This is a genomic window from Pseudomonas sp. MDT2-39-1, assembly GCF_054898085.1.
The window spans coordinates 3,958,250-3,976,034 of sequence record NZ_CM142716.1 but is presented as its reverse complement, the minus strand read 5'-3'; the positions used below and the strand labels follow the sequence as shown (position 1 = coordinate 3,976,034).

The 17,785-nt window shown below is 57.8% G+C and carries 10 protein-coding genes; 6 read left to right on the top strand and 4 right to left on the bottom strand.

The genetic code is table 11. From position 1 onward, the window contains the following. The first annotated feature begins 180 nt into the window (after positions 1-180). The 5 genes from dusB (at position 181) to ACYZTM_RS18635 (ending at position 7,559) form a co-directional block, all read left to right on the top strand. On the top strand, positions 181-1,191 hold the full coding sequence (gene dusB / locus ACYZTM_RS18655; RefSeq protein ID WP_461983964.1) for a tRNA dihydrouridine synthase DusB: 1,011 nt from the start codon (positions 181-183) through the stop codon (positions 1,189-1,191). Next, positions 1,188-1,508: a DNA-binding transcriptional regulator Fis gene (gene fis, locus ACYZTM_RS18650; protein ID WP_007907419.1), complete on the top strand. Its 321-nt coding sequence runs from the start codon at positions 1,188-1,190 to the stop codon at positions 1,506-1,508. The genes dusB and fis overlap by 4 nt, the downstream gene beginning before the upstream one ends. 81 nt (positions 1,509-1,589) lie before the next feature. Continuing rightward, a complete protein-coding gene (gene purH, locus ACYZTM_RS18645) occupies positions 1,590-3,197 on the top strand; it encodes a bifunctional phosphoribosylaminoimidazolecarboxamide formyltransferase/IMP cyclohydrolase (RefSeq protein WP_131058895.1) in 1,608 nt (535 codons plus the stop codon). 192 nt (positions 3,198-3,389) lie between these two features. Further along, positions 3,390-4,685: a phosphoribosylamine--glycine ligase gene (gene purD, locus ACYZTM_RS18640; protein WP_131058894.1), complete on the top strand. Its 1,296-nt coding sequence runs from the start codon at positions 3,390-3,392 to the stop codon at positions 4,683-4,685. Between the two features lie 99 nt (positions 4,686-4,784). Continuing rightward, positions 4,785-7,559, top strand: a complete 2,775-nt coding sequence (locus ACYZTM_RS18635) for a hybrid sensor histidine kinase/response regulator (RefSeq protein WP_131058893.1) — start codon at positions 4,785-4,787, stop codon at positions 7,557-7,559. Between the two features lie 22 nt (positions 7,560-7,581). On the opposite strand, the gene ACYZTM_RS18630 is transcribed toward ACYZTM_RS18635, so the two are convergent. From ACYZTM_RS18630 to ACYZTM_RS18620, 3 genes are read right to left on the bottom strand one after another with little or no spacing between them, the layout of a single operon-like run. Further along, on the bottom strand, positions 7,582-8,223 hold the full coding sequence (locus ACYZTM_RS18630) for a hypothetical protein (RefSeq protein ID WP_461983961.1): 642 nt from the start codon (positions 8,221-8,223) through the stop codon (positions 7,582-7,584). Next, on the bottom strand, positions 8,220-8,948 hold the full coding sequence (locus ACYZTM_RS18625; protein WP_461983959.1) for a hypothetical protein: 729 nt from the start codon (positions 8,946-8,948) through the stop codon (positions 8,220-8,222). The genes ACYZTM_RS18630 and ACYZTM_RS18625 overlap by 4 nt, the downstream gene beginning before the upstream one ends. Before the next feature lie 58 nt (positions 8,949-9,006). Next, positions 9,007-9,792: a hypothetical protein gene (locus ACYZTM_RS18620; protein ID WP_461983957.1), complete on the bottom strand. Its 786-nt coding sequence runs from the start codon at positions 9,790-9,792 to the stop codon at positions 9,007-9,009. 258 nt (positions 9,793-10,050) lie between these two features. On the opposite strand from ACYZTM_RS18620, the gene ACYZTM_RS18615 reads away from it, so the two are divergent. Next, positions 10,051-10,647: a MarC family protein gene (locus ACYZTM_RS18615; protein WP_017336334.1), complete on the top strand. Its 597-nt coding sequence runs from the start codon at positions 10,051-10,053 to the stop codon at positions 10,645-10,647. 21 nt (positions 10,648-10,668) lie between these two features. Here the strand turns inward: ACYZTM_RS18615 and ACYZTM_RS18610 are convergent, their stop codons facing one another. Then, a complete protein-coding gene (locus tag ACYZTM_RS18610; protein ID WP_461983955.1) occupies positions 10,669-17,760 on the bottom strand; it encodes a TcdA/TcdB pore-forming domain-containing protein in 7,092 nt (2,363 codons plus the stop codon). Positions 17,761-17,785: the final 25 nt, after the last annotated feature.

Below are 17,785 nucleotides of genomic sequence, written 5' to 3'. Positions count from 1 at the left end.
TTCAGTGTTACGGCTTTGACGGCATATTTCTGACTTCGACCGCTCATACCAAACCGCTGGCGATAACAGAATTACTGTTCAGATTTTGTTCAATTCAGCCTTTATCCAGTCATCGAGAGCGGGTATCATGCCAACCCTTTTTCGAACTCTCATGATCCGGCCCCACAACAGGGAAGTCCTATGTCGGCGGTACGCATCGGTCCATATACATTGCACAACGGCTTGATTCTCGCCCCCATGGCGGGCGTCACCGACCAGCCCTTTCGTCAGCTGTGCAAGCGACTGGGCGCAGGGCTTGTAGTCTCGGAAATGGTCACCAGCGACATGAGCTTGTGGAACACCCGCAAATCGCGGATGCGCATGATCCACGAAGGTGATCCCGAGCCACGCTCGGTACAGATCGCCGGGGGTGATGCACAGATGCTGGCGGATGCGGCCCGGGCCAACGTCAAACTGGGCGCACAGATTATTGACATCAACATGGGCTGTCCGGCGAAGAAGGTCTGCAACAAGGCCGCCGGTTCCGCACTGTTGAAGGATGAAGCATTGGTGACCGAGATCCTGCAAGCCGTCGTGGCTGCGGTTGATGTGCCGGTCACCTTGAAGATCCGTACCGGCTGGGACCGCGACAACAAGAACGGCCTGACGGTGGCGAAGATCGCCGAGCAGGCAGGCATTACGGCGCTGGCGGTGCATGGCCGCACCCGTGCCGATCTGTACACCGGTGAAGCCGAGTACGACACCATCGCCGCGATCAAGCAGGCGGTGTCGATCCCGGTCTTCGCCAATGGCGATATCGATTCACCCGAGAAGGCCCGGTACGTGCTCGACGCGACCGGTGCCGATGGCCTGTTGGTAGGCCGGGCTGCCCAGGGGCGGCCATGGATTTTTCGCGAGATCGATCATTTCCTGCGTACCGGCGAGAAACTCCCGGCGCTGGAACTGATCGAGGTGGAACGCATTCTGCTAGAGCATCTGGCTGCGCTGCATGTCTTCTATGGAGACGTCATGGGCGTACGCATTGCTCGAAAGCATGTGGGCTGGTATCTCGCAACCTTGCCGGGCGCCAGGGAGTTTCGCGCCCACTTCAATCGTTTGGAAGATACGGAAGCACAATGCGCCAACGTTCAGGGTTTCTTCGCCGAACGTAACAAGAGCCTGACAGGGGACGGAGACGAGGTGGCCGCATGACGATGATGACCGAGACTTTAGTGAGTGGAACAACACCCGTGAGCGACAATGTGAATTTGAAACAGCACCTCAATACGCCGAGCGAAGAAGGTCAGACCCTTCGCGGGAGTGTCGAGAAAGCGCTGCACAATTATTTCGCCCACCTTGAAGGCGCTGCCGTCACGGATGTGTACAACCTTGTGCTCTCCGAAGTCGAGGCTCCCCTGCTCGAGTGCGTGATGAACTACGTCAAGGGCAACCAGACCAAGGCCAGCGAGTTGCTCGGGCTGAACCGAGGCACGCTGCGCAAGAAACTCAAGCAGTACGATTTGCTGTAAGCATTCAATCAAACCAGAAAGGCGCCCGCGTAAAACCGGTCGCCTTTTTTGCTGACTCCTTTGCTTTTGATGGAAATTGAAATGACCGACCAGACTACCCGCCTGCCGATCCGCCGCGCCTTGATCAGCGTTTCCGACAAGACCGGGATCCTCGAATTCGCCAAAGAGCTTGAAGCCCTGGGCGTCGAGATCCTCTCCACCGGCGGAACGTTCAAGCTGCTGCGCGACAACGGTGTTGCCGCAGTGGAAGTCGCGGATTACACCGGTTTCGCAGAGATGATGGACGGTCGGGTCAAGACCCTGCACCCGAAAATCCACGGCGGGATCCTTGGTCGTCGCGGTATCGATGACGCCATCATGAACGAGCACGGCATCAAGCCGATCGACCTGGTCGCGGTCAACCTGTACCCGTTCGAAGCCACCATCAACAAGCCAGGCTGCGACCTGCCGACCGCCATCGAAAACATCGACATCGGCGGCCCGACCATGGTCCGTTCGGCAGCGAAAAACCACAAAGACGTGGCCATCGTGGTGAATGCCAGCGACTACGCCAGCGTCCTCGAAGGCCTGAAGGCCGGCGGCCTGACCTACGCCCAGCGTTTCGACCTGATGCTCAAGGCCTTCGAACACACCGCGGCCTATGACGGCATGATCGCCAACTACATGGGCTCCGTGAACCAGGCCGCTGACACCCTCAGCACCGAAGGTCGCAGCGAGTTCCCGCGCACCTTCAACAGCCAGTTCGTCAAGGCGCAGGAAATGCGCTACGGCGAGAACCCGCACCAGAGCGCGGCGTTCTACGTGGAAGCCAAGCCAGCCGAAGTCGGCATCGCCACCGCGACCCAACTGCAAGGCAAAGAGCTGTCGTACAACAACGTGGCCGACACCGACGCCGCGCTGGAATGCGTGAAGAGCTTCGTCAAACCGGCTTGCGTGATCGTCAAGCACGCCAACCCGTGCGGCGTTGCCGTCAGCCCGGACGCCGAAGGCGGTATCCGTCAGGCCTACGAACTGGCTTACGCCACCGACACCGAGTCGGCATTCGGCGGCATCATCGCGTTCAACCGCGAGCTGGATGCTGCAACCGCCAAGGCTATCGTCGAGCGTCAGTTCGTCGAAGTGATCATCGCGCCAAGCGTCAGCGAAGAAGCCCGCGCCATCGTGGCGGCAAAAGCCAACGTGCGCCTGCTGGCCTGCGGCGAGTGGTCGGCTGATCGCGCTGCTGCGTGGGACTACAAACGCGTCAACGGTGGTCTGCTGGTGCAGAGCCGCGACATCGGCATGATCGGTGCCGACGACTTGAAAGTCGTGACCAAGCGTGCTCCGACCGAACAGGAAATCAACGACCTGATCTTCGCCTGGAAAGTCGCCAAGTACGTTAAGTCTAACGCCATTGTCTACGCCAAGAATCGCCAGACCATCGGTGTCGGCGCGGGCCAGATGAGCCGCGTGAACTCCGCTCGTATTGCGGCGATCAAGGCTGAACACGCTGGTTTGCAGGTACAAGGTGCGGTCATGGCATCGGATGCGTTCTTCCCGTTCCGCGACGGCATCGACAACGCGGCCAAGGTCGGTATCACTGCGGTGATCCAGCCAGGCGGCTCGATGCGTGACAACGAAGTGATTGCAGCCGCTGATGAAGCCGGCATCGCCATGGTCTTCACCGGCATGCGCCACTTCCGTCACTGATTTTCGCTCTTTGCTTCTGTAGGAACGAGGCTTGCCCGCGAAGGGGACGCCGCGGTGTAACAGCAACATCGAGGTGAGGCCTTCGCGGGCAAGCCTCGCTCCTACAGGTTCGGTGTGGTGGCAGATGCCGCGCACTGGCAGCCAGGCAGCTGAGGCTGCTCCACAGAATTAGCGTCATCCGAGGTTTTTGAAATGAATGTTTTGATCATTGGCAGCGGTGGCCGTGAACACGCACTGGCCTGGAAAGTGGCTCAGGATCCGCGTGTGCAGAAAGTGTTTGTTGCCCCGGGCAACGCCGGCACCGCCATTGAAGCCAAGTGCGAGAACGTCGCCATCGACGTGCTGGCCCTTGAACAGCTGGCCGACTTTGCCGAGAAAAACGTTTCCCTGACCATCGTCGGCCCGGAAGTGCCGCTGGTTGCCGGTGTTGTCGATCTGTTCCGCTCCCGTGGCCTGGATTGCTTCGGTCCGACGGCCGGCGCTGCCCAGCTGGAAGGTTCGAAAGCCTTCACCAAGGATTTCCTGGCGCGCCACAAGATCCCGACGGCCGACTATCAGAACTTCACCGAGATCGAGCCTGCCCTGGCTTATCTGCGTGAAAAAGGCGCGCCGATCGTGATCAAGGCCGATGGCCTGGCTGCCGGTAAAGGCGTGATCGTTGCCATGACCTTGACCGAAGCCGAAGACGCTGTGCGCGACATGCTCGCGGGCAATGCGTTCGGCGACGCCGGTTCCCGTGTCGTGATCGAAGAATTCCTGGACGGGGAAGAAGCCAGCTTCATTGTCATGGTCGACGGCAAGAACGTGCTGCCAATGGCCACCAGCCAGGACCACAAACGCGTCGGTGACGGCGATACCGGTCCGAACACTGGCGGCATGGGTGCTTACTCCCCGGCCCCGGTCGTCACCGCCGAGGTCCATCAGCGGGTCATGGACCTGGTGATCTGGCCGACCGTGCGTGGCATGGCCGAGGAAGGCAACGTTTACACTGGCTTCCTGTACGCCGGTTTGATGATCGACAAAGCTGGTAACCCAAAAGTCATCGAATTCAACTGCCGTTTCGGCGACCCTGAGACCCAACCGGTGATGCTGCGTTTGCAGTCGAGCCTGGTGTTGCTGGTCGAAGCGGCCCTGGCGCAAGCCCTGGACAAGGTCGAAGCGCAATGGGATCCACGTCCGAGCGTCGGTATCGTGCTGGCCGCGGGCGGCTATCCTGGCGACTACGCTAAAGGCGTTGCCATCAACGGTCTGGATGCAGCCGCCACACTGGAAGGTAAAGTCTTCCACGCCGGCACTGCGCTCAAGGACGGTCAAGTGGTGACGGCCGGTGGTCGTGTGCTTTGTGCAACCGCCATGGGCGCCAGCGTTGATGCTGCCCAGCAGCAGGCTTACAAACTGGCGGCAAAGATTGACTGGGAAGGCTGTTTCTATCGCAAAGACATTGGCTACCGCGCCATTGCCCGCGAGCGTGGCGAAAATCAGGAATAAGCGATCCGTTCGGCAGGGCTTGAGCTTCAAGCCCTTGCCGGACTGTTCCGACGCCGCGCATAGTTATAATCTGGCATCAACCTACGAAGGGATTTCGCCGTGCGCTGGCTCAGGATTGCCATAGGTTTAACCGTCACGTTGCTGACCTTGCTCTGCATGCTTCCGGCCCAGGCCGCGCAAGGCAGTGGCTGGGCGGTATTGCTTGACGAACAGGGCGACCTGCAGCTGAGCGACATCCGTTCCGCTCGCTACACCAATCAATTCAGCCCCATCGAACTCGACCGCCTCTCCGCGGCCGAGCCCGAAGGTGCGTTGTGGCTGCGTTTCAGGCTCACGCCCGGCAAGCACGAGCAATTGCTGCGAGTGTTCGCCCCCGACCTGTCGCACCTCAATCTGTATGTGCTCGACGGCGACACGCTGATCGATCAATTGAACACCGGCACCGGCCAGCCCCAGACTGACCGCCCCCTGCCCAGCAGCGATTTCATGTTGCCGCTGCCGCAAAGCGACAAACCCCTGGACGTCTACCTGCGACTGGTGTCCGAACACCAGTTGCGGCCGTACATCACCCTGCAATCGGCGGTCATGACCGCAGCCAATCAGAACCAGATGCTGATTTACGGCCTGCTGTTCGGTTGCATCGGCATGCTGATCCTGCACAACCTCGTCCGCTATGCCTATACCCGCTCGCGCAGCAGCGTCTGGCTGGCCGGATGCGAAGCCCTGTTGATGCTCAGCCTGTTGCTGCTGCTGAATCTGGCAGGACCATGGCTACCCAACTGGCACGCGGTGCAGACGCCCGGCGCTTATCTCGCCTTGCTGCTGACGGCGCCCTGCGGCCTGATGTTCGCCTATCGCTTCTTCGCCCCGCTCGGGTCGCACCCGCTGAACAAGCTGTTGCTGGGGGACATTCTGTTCATCGTGGTCTGCGGCTTGCTGCTGTTGTTCGTCAACACACTGCCGCTGAACATTATTACCTACGCCCTGGTCGCCCTGGCAGGCCTGAGCATGTTGTTCGTCGGTGCCTATCACTGGCAAAAGGGGTATCGCCCGGCGCGCCTGTTCGTGGCGGCGATGGTGGTGTTCAACATTGGTACGCTGATCATGTTGCCCGCCCTGCTGGGGCTGACCCTGGTCGCCCCTCAAGGGCTGATCATCACGCTGTTGGTGTTCATCTGCATCAGTGGCCTTTTGATGAGCATTGCGCTGGGCGAACGTCAGCGTAGCATCACCGAAGATCGTTTCAGCGTCAGCCGCGACCTGGCGGCCAGCAACGCCGAGATTAACGCCAAGGCCGAGTTCCTGGCGAAGATCAGCCACGAAATCCGCACCCCGATGAACGGCGTGCTGGGCATGACCGAACTGCTGCTGGGCACACCGTTGTCGGTCAAGCAGCGTGACTACGTGCAGACCATCCACAGTGCCGGCAACGAACTGCTGACCCTGATCAACGAGATTCTCGACATCTCCAAGCTCGAATCCGGACAGATCGAACTGGACGACGTGCAGTTTGATCTCAACGCCTTGATCGAAGACTGCCTGAGCATCTTCCGCGCCAAGGCCGAACAGCAGAACGTCGAGTTGATCAGCTTTATCCAGCCGCAAGTGCCGCGCGTCATCAGCGGTGACCCGACGCGCCTGCGCCAGACCTTGCTGAGCCTGCTGGAAAACGCCCTGAAGAAAACCGACGAGGGCGAGATCCTGATCGTCGTCGCCCTCGACGAACGCAGCGCCAAACCGCGCCTGCGCATCGCCGTGCAGGACAGCGGCGTGCCGATGGAGGCCGAAGAACGCGACGCCCTGATGCACGCCGAACTGCACAGCAAACACTTCCTCTCGGCGACCAGCCTGGGCGGTAACCTGGGGCTGGTGATTGCCCGTCAGCTGATCCGCTTGATGCAAGGGGAATTCGGTATCAAGAGCGGTGCCAACCAGGGCAGCACCTTGTGGCTGACCTTGCCGCTGGACCCTGATCGTCTCGAGCACCCGACCTCCGACCTCGATGGACCACTGCAAGGTGCGCGCGTGCTGGTGGTGGACGATAACGACACCTGCCGCAAAGTGCTGGTGCAGCAATGCAGCGCCTGGGGCCTGAACGTCAGCGCCGTGCCATCCGGTAAAGAGGCTCTGGCGCTGCTGCGCACCAAGGCTCACCTGCGCGATTATTTCGACGTGGTCCTGCTGGACCAGAACATGCCTGGCATGACCGGCATGCAATTGGCGGCCAAGATCAAGGAAGACCCGAGCCTGAACCACGACATTCTGCTGATCATGCTCACCGGCATCAGCAACGCGCCGAGCAAGATCATCGCGCGCAACTCGGGGATCAAACGCATCCTCGCCAAACCGGTGGCCGGCTACACCCTCAAGACCACCCTGGCGGACGAGCTGAACCAGCGCAACAAAGGCCCGGCCGTCTCGCAGCATCTGCCCACCGGCCCGACGCTTCCGGTCAAGGTCCCGAGTGATTTCCGCATCCTGGTGGCCGAAGACAACAACATCTCGACCAAGGTGATTCGCGGCATGCTCGGCAAGCTCAACCTGCAACCGGACACCGCCAGCAATGGCGAAGAAGCCTTGCAGGCAATGAAAGCCCGGCGTTATGACCTGGTCCTGATGGACTGTGAAATGCCGATCCTCGATGGTTTCTCCGCCACCCAGCAGTTACGTGCCTGGGAAGTCGGCAACCAGCGGATTCGCACGCCAGTGGTGGCGCTGACCGCACATATCCTGGCCGAGCATAAAGAGCGCGCGCGCCAGGCCGGCATGGACGGGCATATGGCCAAACCGGTCGAGCTGTCGCAGTTGCGCGATTTGATCGAGCATTGGGTTGCGCAGCGGGATCAGCAGAACCGCACAGTGTCGACCATCTGAAATCCCTCGGGCTGGCGCTCGGTCAGATGTCCAGAGCGCTCAAGTATTTCAGGGACTGGGACACCACAGACTTCTTCACCTTCTCCCGAAACACGCCGTAATGAAGCGTGTTGAACGTGATCGTGGTTATCTGTTCGGTGCTTTTTTGCTCAAGCGAATCATTTTTGCTGAACAGGAAGCGAGAGATGCCTCCCACCATCGAAAACTTGCGGTGATAGACGGCCATATCCACCTTGTGCGCGCCGTTCATTACGCAAGGAATCATCTGAAAGTAGGCAATGTCTCCCTTCAGGGTCGTGGACTCAAACATTTCGAGCGCCAGCGAATTGCGCTCCAACGCTGTCAGGGCGCGGCTGATGGGTATTGAGAATTTATCACCGATGGATTCCCGGATACGTTGTATCGCTTTGCTGCCCATCGGAGCGGCAGGCGCGGGTGAAAACGTTTGAGGTGTGGGCACATCCCATCCCAGAAATCGGAGTTGGTTGCAGTAGTAGTCGAACCAATCACCCGATAATCCATCATTAACGGCATCGCGTGTGGCTCTTTGCGCAAAAGCCGTGCTCATGTAGACGTCTTCGCGGTGGGACGCAGGCAGACCGCTGGCGAACGACACGATACTGCCGCCGACCACCGCTGCCGGTGGTGCAATCAGATCCGTCATGACCGAACCTCCCCTGGCTCCGTGGTGCTGCAGGCATCGTCGTGCAGGGTCAGCTTTGCAACATTGGTTCCGATCCGGTCTTTGACCTTCAGAGCAATTTGATCCCGTACAGGTGCATATACCGCTTCCGACAGCTTCGCCCGGACGTAACGGCGGCTAATGATGCCCTGTACATCTTCGCCAAAATAGAGGTGCGCCAAAGGGTTGGAACTCAGCAATTGATTGGTTTTGAGCTCGATACATACGCTGCTGAACGACGTCGGTGTTGGCGCCACGATGACCAGTAAACGAATATCCATCGCAGGTGCCGGCACCTCGGAGGACTGCTCCTTGGACACTTTTTGCATATGGCTGCGCAACAAGTTGGCTGCCGGGTCGATGTCCGATTCGTTGGCAATTCGTGACAACACTTCGGCAGTCACATGCCCTTCATCTGCCCCCACTCTGGACATCGCTGCGGCCGCCCACTGAACCGCCGACTCAACACTCGCTGGAGGGAGACTCAAGTCTTCGCGCGCTTTAACGGGCCACATCCAGATACCATCCAAAACTTTCATATAGGTGTCATACCAACTCACACCTGACTCTAGTTCTGTTTTTTTATTGGCTGCCAACTGTGCATACAACACCGTATTGACCACATCATCATAAGTGGCCAGATCCTCTGATTCGGGCACTATCAAAACCGCAGCCCCGACAAACAGTACTGAATAATCACATCTCATTTAAACACCTCCACACAGAGAAGGGCAGTCGTTGTTTCGACCGCCCTTCCAGACCCTATCAAATATCGTAGTCGAGTTTATCAGTCGAGTACTTAACAAGTTTCGATGCAATCAACTCACGAGTAGCCGCAGCCTGCTGATCATTCTTTTCGAAAACTGATTCACCGCGATACAGATTTACATTACGAACATCCACATCGACGAACAGCACTTTTCTCGATGAATTCTCGCGTAGAAAACGTACTGTACCAATGGCAAAAACAGAAGTACCGTTAACATCGATACACGAGCCGGCCGATATGCCACCCACACCATGTTTCAGCAAGTTGCTCTCATAAAGCGTTAATGCGGTATCGCGTTTTTGCAGGGCGGAAATCGCATCCCCCGCGGTTTTCAGCATCAGAGCAGCAGCCGGGCCCGGTACGGCAAGGCCTGTGACTACCGAAGCAAGGATCTCCAGTACCAACTTGTCCATGCGGACACTGGTTCCCGACACGTCCAGATTATTGAAGTACTTGCTAGTCTCCGCCCAACCAATCTCACCCATGACTTTACGGAACTGCGCGTACCATTCCTTGCCCTGGTGCTCCAGTGGAAACTGTTTGTTTGCCACAAGCGTCGCATACTGATAAGCATTCTGTGCATCACTGCGGTTAATACCGGTGAGGTTACCGCTGAAACTAATAAGGCCTTCGCCTACGATCGACCCCTTCGACGGCACTTCAACTTCGTCACCCGACGCAAACAAACCGCGGGACCGAATAAATAGTTGTTCACCCAGGTCATAAGCCTGAAGACTTTTTAAACAGGCAGCAATATGACCTTCACTAGACAAATTATTCACGACTTCTTCCTTATCAACATTAATGCAAGCTCCTCATGAACTTGCTGGAAGAAACGATAAACAAACAAACTCACTCTGACAAACCCAAACTTGTAACATCATCCACAGAATCAATCACAAACAACTAACCAATCAAACTCAGCCGAACAGACTACACGTGAAGAAAAATAACTTTCAGTTCTTTTAAACTCGACACCCACAGACAATTGGCCGACTGATAGACTCCGACTCACCCCTCTCTGGATGCGAGCCAAAACCATGCTCCACGTGTTATTCAGCGTTTACCTGAAGATGCTGGTGCTCTACAGCCCGTTCTTCGTGTTGTCCTGCTTCATCAGTCTGACCCGCGGTTATTCACGCAAGGAACAGCGTCGACTGGCCTGGAAAGTGGCAACCGCCACGCTGGTGTCCAGCGTTTTGCTATACCTGTTCGGGCGGGTAATTTTCAATGTCTTCGGCATCACCGTGGACGCGTTCCGCATCGGTGCCGGCAGCGTGCTATTTATCTCGGCACTGGGCATGGCCCAAGGCAAGTCGGCGGTGCAGACCGACAATGTGCAGCAGGACGTGACCATCGTCCCGCTGACCATTCCATTGACGGTTGGCCCCGGCACCATCGGTGCCTTGCTGGTTATGGGCGTAAGCCAGCCGCATTGGGACGACAAACTCACGGCCATTCTCAGTATTGCCCTGGCCAGTTTTACGGTCGGCGTGGTGCTTTATCTGTCCAACCGCATCGAGCGGATTCTCGGTGATCAGGGGTTGCAGATCGTCAGCCGGCTGATGGGATTGTTTGTGTGCGCGCTGGCGGCACAGATTATCTTCACGGGCGTGAAAGGTTATCTGGTGCCGTAATCAGCCAGGGAGCGCTACGTTCTAAATAGCCGCTTCTGCGATCACCTCGACCTGATAATTCGACATCAGCTCCGTTAACGTTGCGCTGCCGGAAACGCCCTTTTGCCTCAACAACTCGGTGACTATTTCCGACACCGCACGTGATCGATAGCCATTGAGCGAAAGGAACACGTCACCCCGCAACGCCACATCCGCTGAGTAAACGCCGCGAAAAATCAGGCTGTGCCCGCTGTCCAGGCCGTTCATCACCAAGTGTTCATCGACCAGGCTGACCCATAACCGATCCATGATTGAAGCGTCCAGAATCAATTTCCCCGGAATCAAGGGTGGGCGCTCAAGCGGATAACGACAATCGACGATGACCGATTCAAGTTTCAACCACGCCGCCCGGGTCAGCCGGCCAGTCGTTGCCCCTTGACCCATTTTGAGCACCAGGATGCTGACATCATCGGCAATCAACGGGAGAAGGTCATGAGCCGTCTTCGGTCCCTCGACCACCAGGACTTCGGCGTTTCGCTGAACATAGTCGAGCGGCCCGACCGTGCTGTTTTGCGGATAGGTGTGCAACAAACCATCCCCGCGCTCGTGCAGCATCACATTGGTTTGATCCCGGGTGCCCACCAGCGCGTATTGCGCAGTAATGACGGCTTTCGGAACCCGGATCAATCGTCCGGTCCGGACCACATACCACTGAAGGCTATCAGGGTCTATTACGGACAGAAAATCGGCGCATCGATGTGCGTTCGCCAGCGCCGCCAGCCCCTCTCTCAATGGTCGTTTCAGTGCGGTGACCCAGCGGCTGTCCACACCCGTAATCCGTAACGGTTCGTTGTGCTGTAAGCCTACCTCCAGGCCATCGAGCGTCGTCGCCCTCAGGCCAGCACCTTCCACTTTCACGTCGGTAAAGATCCAGGGCGCCCATTCCTGCATCGGGGCGGGCAATGCCTCAGCTTGCAAAAGTCTGGTTCCTTGGCCGAATGCAGCGCCCAATAGTTTCGTATCGATAAAGCGCTGGCTGAAAACCTTGCCTGTTGAAAGATCGAACAACCAGGCGGCCTGATTGTCTGGAGCGATACTCAGCAACCGCACTTCTTTTCCATGGCCAAGATCCGCGAGCAACAGCCGATCGTCCAGGTACCAGGCGCACAAACCGGCGCCCCCGGTAAAGTTGGTCAACCCAAGGAGGGCGAAACTAGCCACCGGGTACCGCGTCGACACCGCTGGCAATGCTGACCACCATTGGGTTCGATCCTTTAACCAGGTTTCAGTCAATCCGCCCAAGTGCAGATACCCGTCCGGCGTCATATTGAAGAACAGGCCGGAGTCGGTCAGGGCGAGATGGCCCTGCTCAACAGCGACAACATTTTTCAGCCCTGTGGGGGCAATCTCTCTGGAGGACCATTGCACGCGCCCCTCCACCATTGACCTTTGCTGTCGCACGAGGCTTCCAACAGGCTTGTCGAAAGTGACGAACACCTCGCCCTCAGCACTGGCGGGAGCAATCAGTAAAAGGGTATTCAAGGCCTTGATCGAATCCTCCCATCCCCGCGCATGGTGACGCCGGGCAGCCGCACGGATGATCAACCCGTCAACATCGCGGACCCAGACCAGATCACGAGACGTGTCTTCGAACTGCCAACAAATCGAAACCAGCGCCCCAGGGCGCCAATTCACGGTATCGATGGACTCTGCGGGCAACACATAATCGCCCAGTACCTGCTTCCAGTCCGTGAGCGTGTCGACCTGTAAAACGGCCGGCAATGCTGGATCGTGACCGCGGGTGATTGAGCCAAGCAACACTGCCCCGTCATGGATCACATAGGTCAGCTCATCGTGCGGGCCTTCCTTGGGAGTGGACCGCTGAACGATCTGAATGCCACCGTTGACCACAGCCTCACAGCGGGCAATCGTCAAGCCATCTCTGAGCAGCAAACGATAGCGCTGAACCAGCGTGCCGGTGATCGCGTCGACCTGCCAGACATCAAAGTTCTCGGGGTGATAGAAGTAGGCCGAGCCCTCGACCACCGCTCCCAACACGACCTCATCGGCCAACAAGACATTCGGATCGCGGATATACAGAAAACGATCCTGAGCCGAGTCGTAATACGCGGCCACTGTCCTCGGCTCGTCCGGCTTTTCAAACGGCACCACAAAGTTGTGAACGGGGGTGTAAGGCATGGTCAGTCGATGTTCACGCGCCAGTGACTTGAAGTGGTCCAGCAACGCTTGCTCCCCGAGCGCCGGATCGGCCTCTTCTTCGACCACCTCCAACGTCAGGGCAACAAGATCAACGCGCATGATTGTGTTACTCGCAAGCTTGAGCAACACATCGTGAACGCCGCCACTGAACTTCACACCCAGCGTATCCGCAACGAGGCTACCCGCAGCGGCTATGCGGATGTCTGCTTCGGCCAGCCAGGGAGCCTGCAGCACCCAGCGCATGGCCGTGTGACCGGGCGCGTGGAGTTCAAGGTTGACCCCGGGATTGAGCAGTACGGAACAGCGGGCGCCTGCTCCTTCTATACGGTAGGAAACCATGCCATGCCACGCCTTTGGCAGTGCAGGCACCACCAGCGAGCGCTCAATGTTGTCGAGACGAACGTTGAACACCGTTGGTTTGTAGACAGGGTTCAGCCGGTTGACCACGTATTCGCCGGGAAACGAATAGAACGAAAACAGAAATTGCCATTGCCCCTGTGCATTCTTTTTCTCCAGCCGACGGGCCGTATCGAATCCGCCGGCATGACGAAACGAGACAAACGGCAGCAACTTGTACTCATAGCCGTACCAGGTTTTGGGTGTGCAGGGCAAAACGATCGCCTGCCCGGGCTGCGGCGAAAAAGACGCCGAGTCGGGCAACCCTAGGCCCACACGGATATCGGTGGCGCGGTTGTAATCCACATCGAAACCCGGAACCCCTAGATGGTCCCGAAGCGGGAACAACCTGGGGCTGTCGAAACGGATGCTGGATGCACGCAAATCAAGATCGGCGAATACCAGCAAAGGGTGCGCAATCCAGGCATTCGAGGCCTTGTCCAGATGATAGCCGTCCTGTAGATAAGCCTTTTCCAGCCCCTCAAAAAACCGGGCGACCTCTTTGGCTTCCTCGGCAATGGTGGCAAATCCTTCGGCCAGCGCAGCGACGCCCACCGCCAACCCGCCCAGAATCACCCCGGCACCGCCCAGCACCGCCGCCACGGTACCCGCGCCCACTAATGCCGCACCAAGCCCGGCTGCGCCCAACACGGCGCTCGCGGAGTCGAATGCCAGCTGCGTCCCGAACTGCGCCTTTTCAATGTCATTGGTGGCATGGCTCAACTGGTAGATATCAAACCCGACATTCACCATCCCCAACACCGTACCGACGCCTTCATTCGCCACATGACCCAATGCCTTTTGCACCAACGGCGCACTGGTACGGGCGATCAGCTTTTCATCGTCCAGCGCCTGACGCACCAGTGCCACAACGCCAATCACATCCACCACGTTGCCGTGGACCAGTTGGGCGTAGTTGACGTAGGCATGCAAACGAATGGCAGTGGTCAGTGCCTTGTCACCACCGCTGACCTCGCCTTCGTGATGGCGCAACGCGTTCATCAAGGCCTGTACGGTAAAACCGGCATTGAGCGTATGGACGCTACCGGCGTCCGTCGCGTCAGCCGAGCCGGCCGGCTCATGCGGTTGCGCTGCCAACGTATGGAAGGTTTCCGAGAGGTAGTTCTTGATCCTCAGGAATCGATGGTCAGCGGTGGTGACGCGCACAACGGTCTGAGCAGGATCGGTATCGACCAGACTGATTTTGTACTCGCCTGTCGGGGTGATCTCCAGTGACTCGAACAACGCAACGGCGCCCGACGACAGCCCGTGTTGCTCCTGCAACTGCCGTGTCGCCTGCGCGATCTGCCCGCCCCACCAGTGTGCGTCCAGTTCCAGTAACGAATTGCCCAGTACCCCATTTTTGACCAGCGACTGTCCTCGCGCGCTGGCCAGCCGCTGCCTGACCCGAGGCGCCTGCTCAGGCAGGCTGTCCGAATCGGAAAGACTGGACACCCGGACACCCGACGACAGCACCGTTGCATTGAGTCGACCCGCGTCGAGCTCAATCAAATCAAAGGTTGGACGAGCAAGCTCGCCATACGCGGCGTAAGGCCTGGCCATCTCTTGCCGAACAAAAAAATGGGTCAGCGCCGCGCTGAGCGCTTCAGCAGTATCGAACTCGAAAACACCGAAATTCGGATCGTAGAAATGATAGGTACTGCGCTCGTCAACGACACTTTTGGCCACCAGCATCGAGTGGTTATCCGAGTTGAGCATCAACGTGCTGCTGACGGTTTTCTCTTCAAGCATCGCAATCACCTGTGCCAGATCGGCGCGCTCCACCGGCCCACCCAGGTCATGAACGTCGACATCGCGAAGCTCTTCGAGAATGCTCACGAATGCCGTCGAATCGCGGGTACCGGGCTCGATGACCGCCAGGTAAAACCGCTCGCGAAGGATGTTGCCCGCTTCGTTCCCTTTGCTGATCGCAGCCGCCATGGCCAATGACAACGGATAACAGCGCCCGGCGATCCGGTCACCGGCGCCCTGGAGCAACAAGTCTTGTGGCACCAGTTTGAAAGTGCCGTGATTGAAGCTTTCGAGCACATCGGTCATACGCTCGCCAATCCGGTCACGGAACTCGAGTTTTGCGACCTGCTGAATACGGGCGACCTGGCGCCCCCATTGCAGCAGGGTCAGAGACTGCTCCAGCGCCTGTTTCTTCAACTCGATGCTGGTCTCGGACAACGCTACGAAGGGTGTCGAGGCGCTGGCCAAACCGGCAACGAAAGCAGGGTGATTTTCTTTGAACAGCTCCCGCTCAATGGCCCCGTAACGATGGGATACGCCCAACTCGGACACGTTGTTGGCGAGGTTTTCCAGCCGTGCACTGACGAGATCAAAGTTGCGTTTATCCATTGCCCGCGCGCCCAGCAACGAACCGATCAACAACCGCTGCCGGGGGTCAAGCTGTTCAACCTGCAAAGTGTCCCGGCCAATTCGATGAAGCAATTCGTCCAGAGGCAAATCCCCGGCCGCCGGCTCACCGACCAACGACGGCGGTAGCGCGATTTCCTGTGCGAGGATGGATTGACGCTCGTCAAAGCCCAGCTGCAACGGCTTGTCGAAAGTCTCCTCACCGGTGGTCCGCTGACTCATCGCTCGCAAAAAGGGTTCGCCAAAGTGTTGCGCCAGGGATTGCAGCAATTCGGTCGACAACACATGTCGACCTTCAATGACAGGCCAGCCATGGTCGAAATGGATCGTCCGGCTCTTAAGCAACTGATCCACTTTCCCCACGTAACGCGCCTTGAATTGCCCGGTCTCCCAACGTTGTTTTTCGTTTTTGAGCCAGTCGACGGTGTCACTTTCGTTTTCTTTCCAGGAGTGGTCCTGCTCCTCCTCGGTGTCCCGGTTCACCGCTGCGGCGGGGTCAATAGCCACATCGTTTCGCCAGACGCCCGCGGCACGAGGGGTGAAGTGCATTTTTGCGTAATCCGCGAGCGCATCGCGCACCGCAGCAGGCCCGGTCAAATAGATGGTCACTTCGCTTTGGGGGCGAATGCCGTCGCTGTAGTAAAAGGTTGCAGCCTTGGCCAGAAAATACAGCGCGAGTTCTACATCCGCCGGCAGAGCATGCAAAAGGCCGAACTGTTCTTCGACGACCTCCAGCGCAATACGACTGATGGCCTCAGCGTCGATAGCGGCGACCTGGTTCTCCATGGCCAAACGGGCCGTAGCATCAACGATCTCATAATTGAGTTTGAAACGATCGATCACGGCGCTCAACATGGCCGATCCGGGATGAGCCATTAGAAACGCATTACTGAGGCTGCCCCCCTCGGTAACCGCTCGCATTCCGTTCGGACGAACGAGACGTTCTTTGGGGGCGCGAAAAACACTGGTCAACTGCGGGCGACTTTTAGCGAAATTTTCCAGCGCCGGTCGATGCTCTTCAGGAATGTACTTAACGTAGCTTTTGTACTGACTCCTCGATGCTTCGCGACCAGGCATCCATTGCGGGTTTTGATCGAGCAACAACTGCATTACGCCCAGGCGTGCATCGCTGCTGAATTGACTGATGTCCACATCGCCCAGCCTCTCCACAAGAGATGGCAGGTTATCGACATCCGCATAATTTCCACCTTCAGCCATCAAGGCCTCAATGCGTACCACATCGGAGGCCGCTGCAAAATTTCCTCGCAGACTGATTTCCCGTTGGTAAATGTCCTGCAAGTGAAGCGGTGTTACATTCGCCGCAAGATCACGAAGTTCCACGCCGGCCTCGCCCAGTGCCGAAATACTCTGGCCATTTTTGTCACGCAAGGCCTTCAGGCTTGCTTCATTCTGGCCGTATCCACGAACCAGAAGATCAATACGTGCGTCATCCGGGTTAACACCGCGCCCTACCGCTTTATTGATATGGGCGAACATTTGTTGTTTGAGAACAATGGCCCGTTCCTCATATTTATCACCAAGATCATTATTGGATTCAGTGCTATGCCCACCATTAATCATCGCATCGGCCTTCGCGGCTTCGACAATGATCCGGTTGGTTTCATAGGCCAGTAATGCATCGCTGTCGTACCAGAGCTTCACGGCATAGCCCTGCCCGGCCAACACCTTGTTCCAGACATTAATGTAGTCACGCTGGATAGGTCCGAGGCCACCTCCAAGCCAGACGAAGTGCAGATTTTTCGGCACTTCGAAAGCCGCGACACTCAGCTGTTCAATGCTGTCGGACAGGCGCACCTGAAAGTCTTCGATTCTGTCGCGGATTTCAGTCAGGCCCGGAGCGGCAGCGCCCTGCTGTGCAGCTGGCGGTTCCATCCCCGCCGCACGTCGACGCCGGCGCTTGGGTTCAACAAAAGACCCGAGCGCCTCGCGCAGCAACCCAAGTGGGGCAAGCATTCTCGGAAAATCGAGCACGGCGATACAAGCGAAGTAATACCGAAACACCGCGTCGTATTCGTCTGTCCCTTTATGCTTCTGTAACGCCTGTTCAAGATCAGACAGTTTAAACAGATCAATAAAATTGACGTAGCCGTTCACACGACGAACAGTTTGCTCACCCATAAAGATACTTCCCTGTATGTAAGAG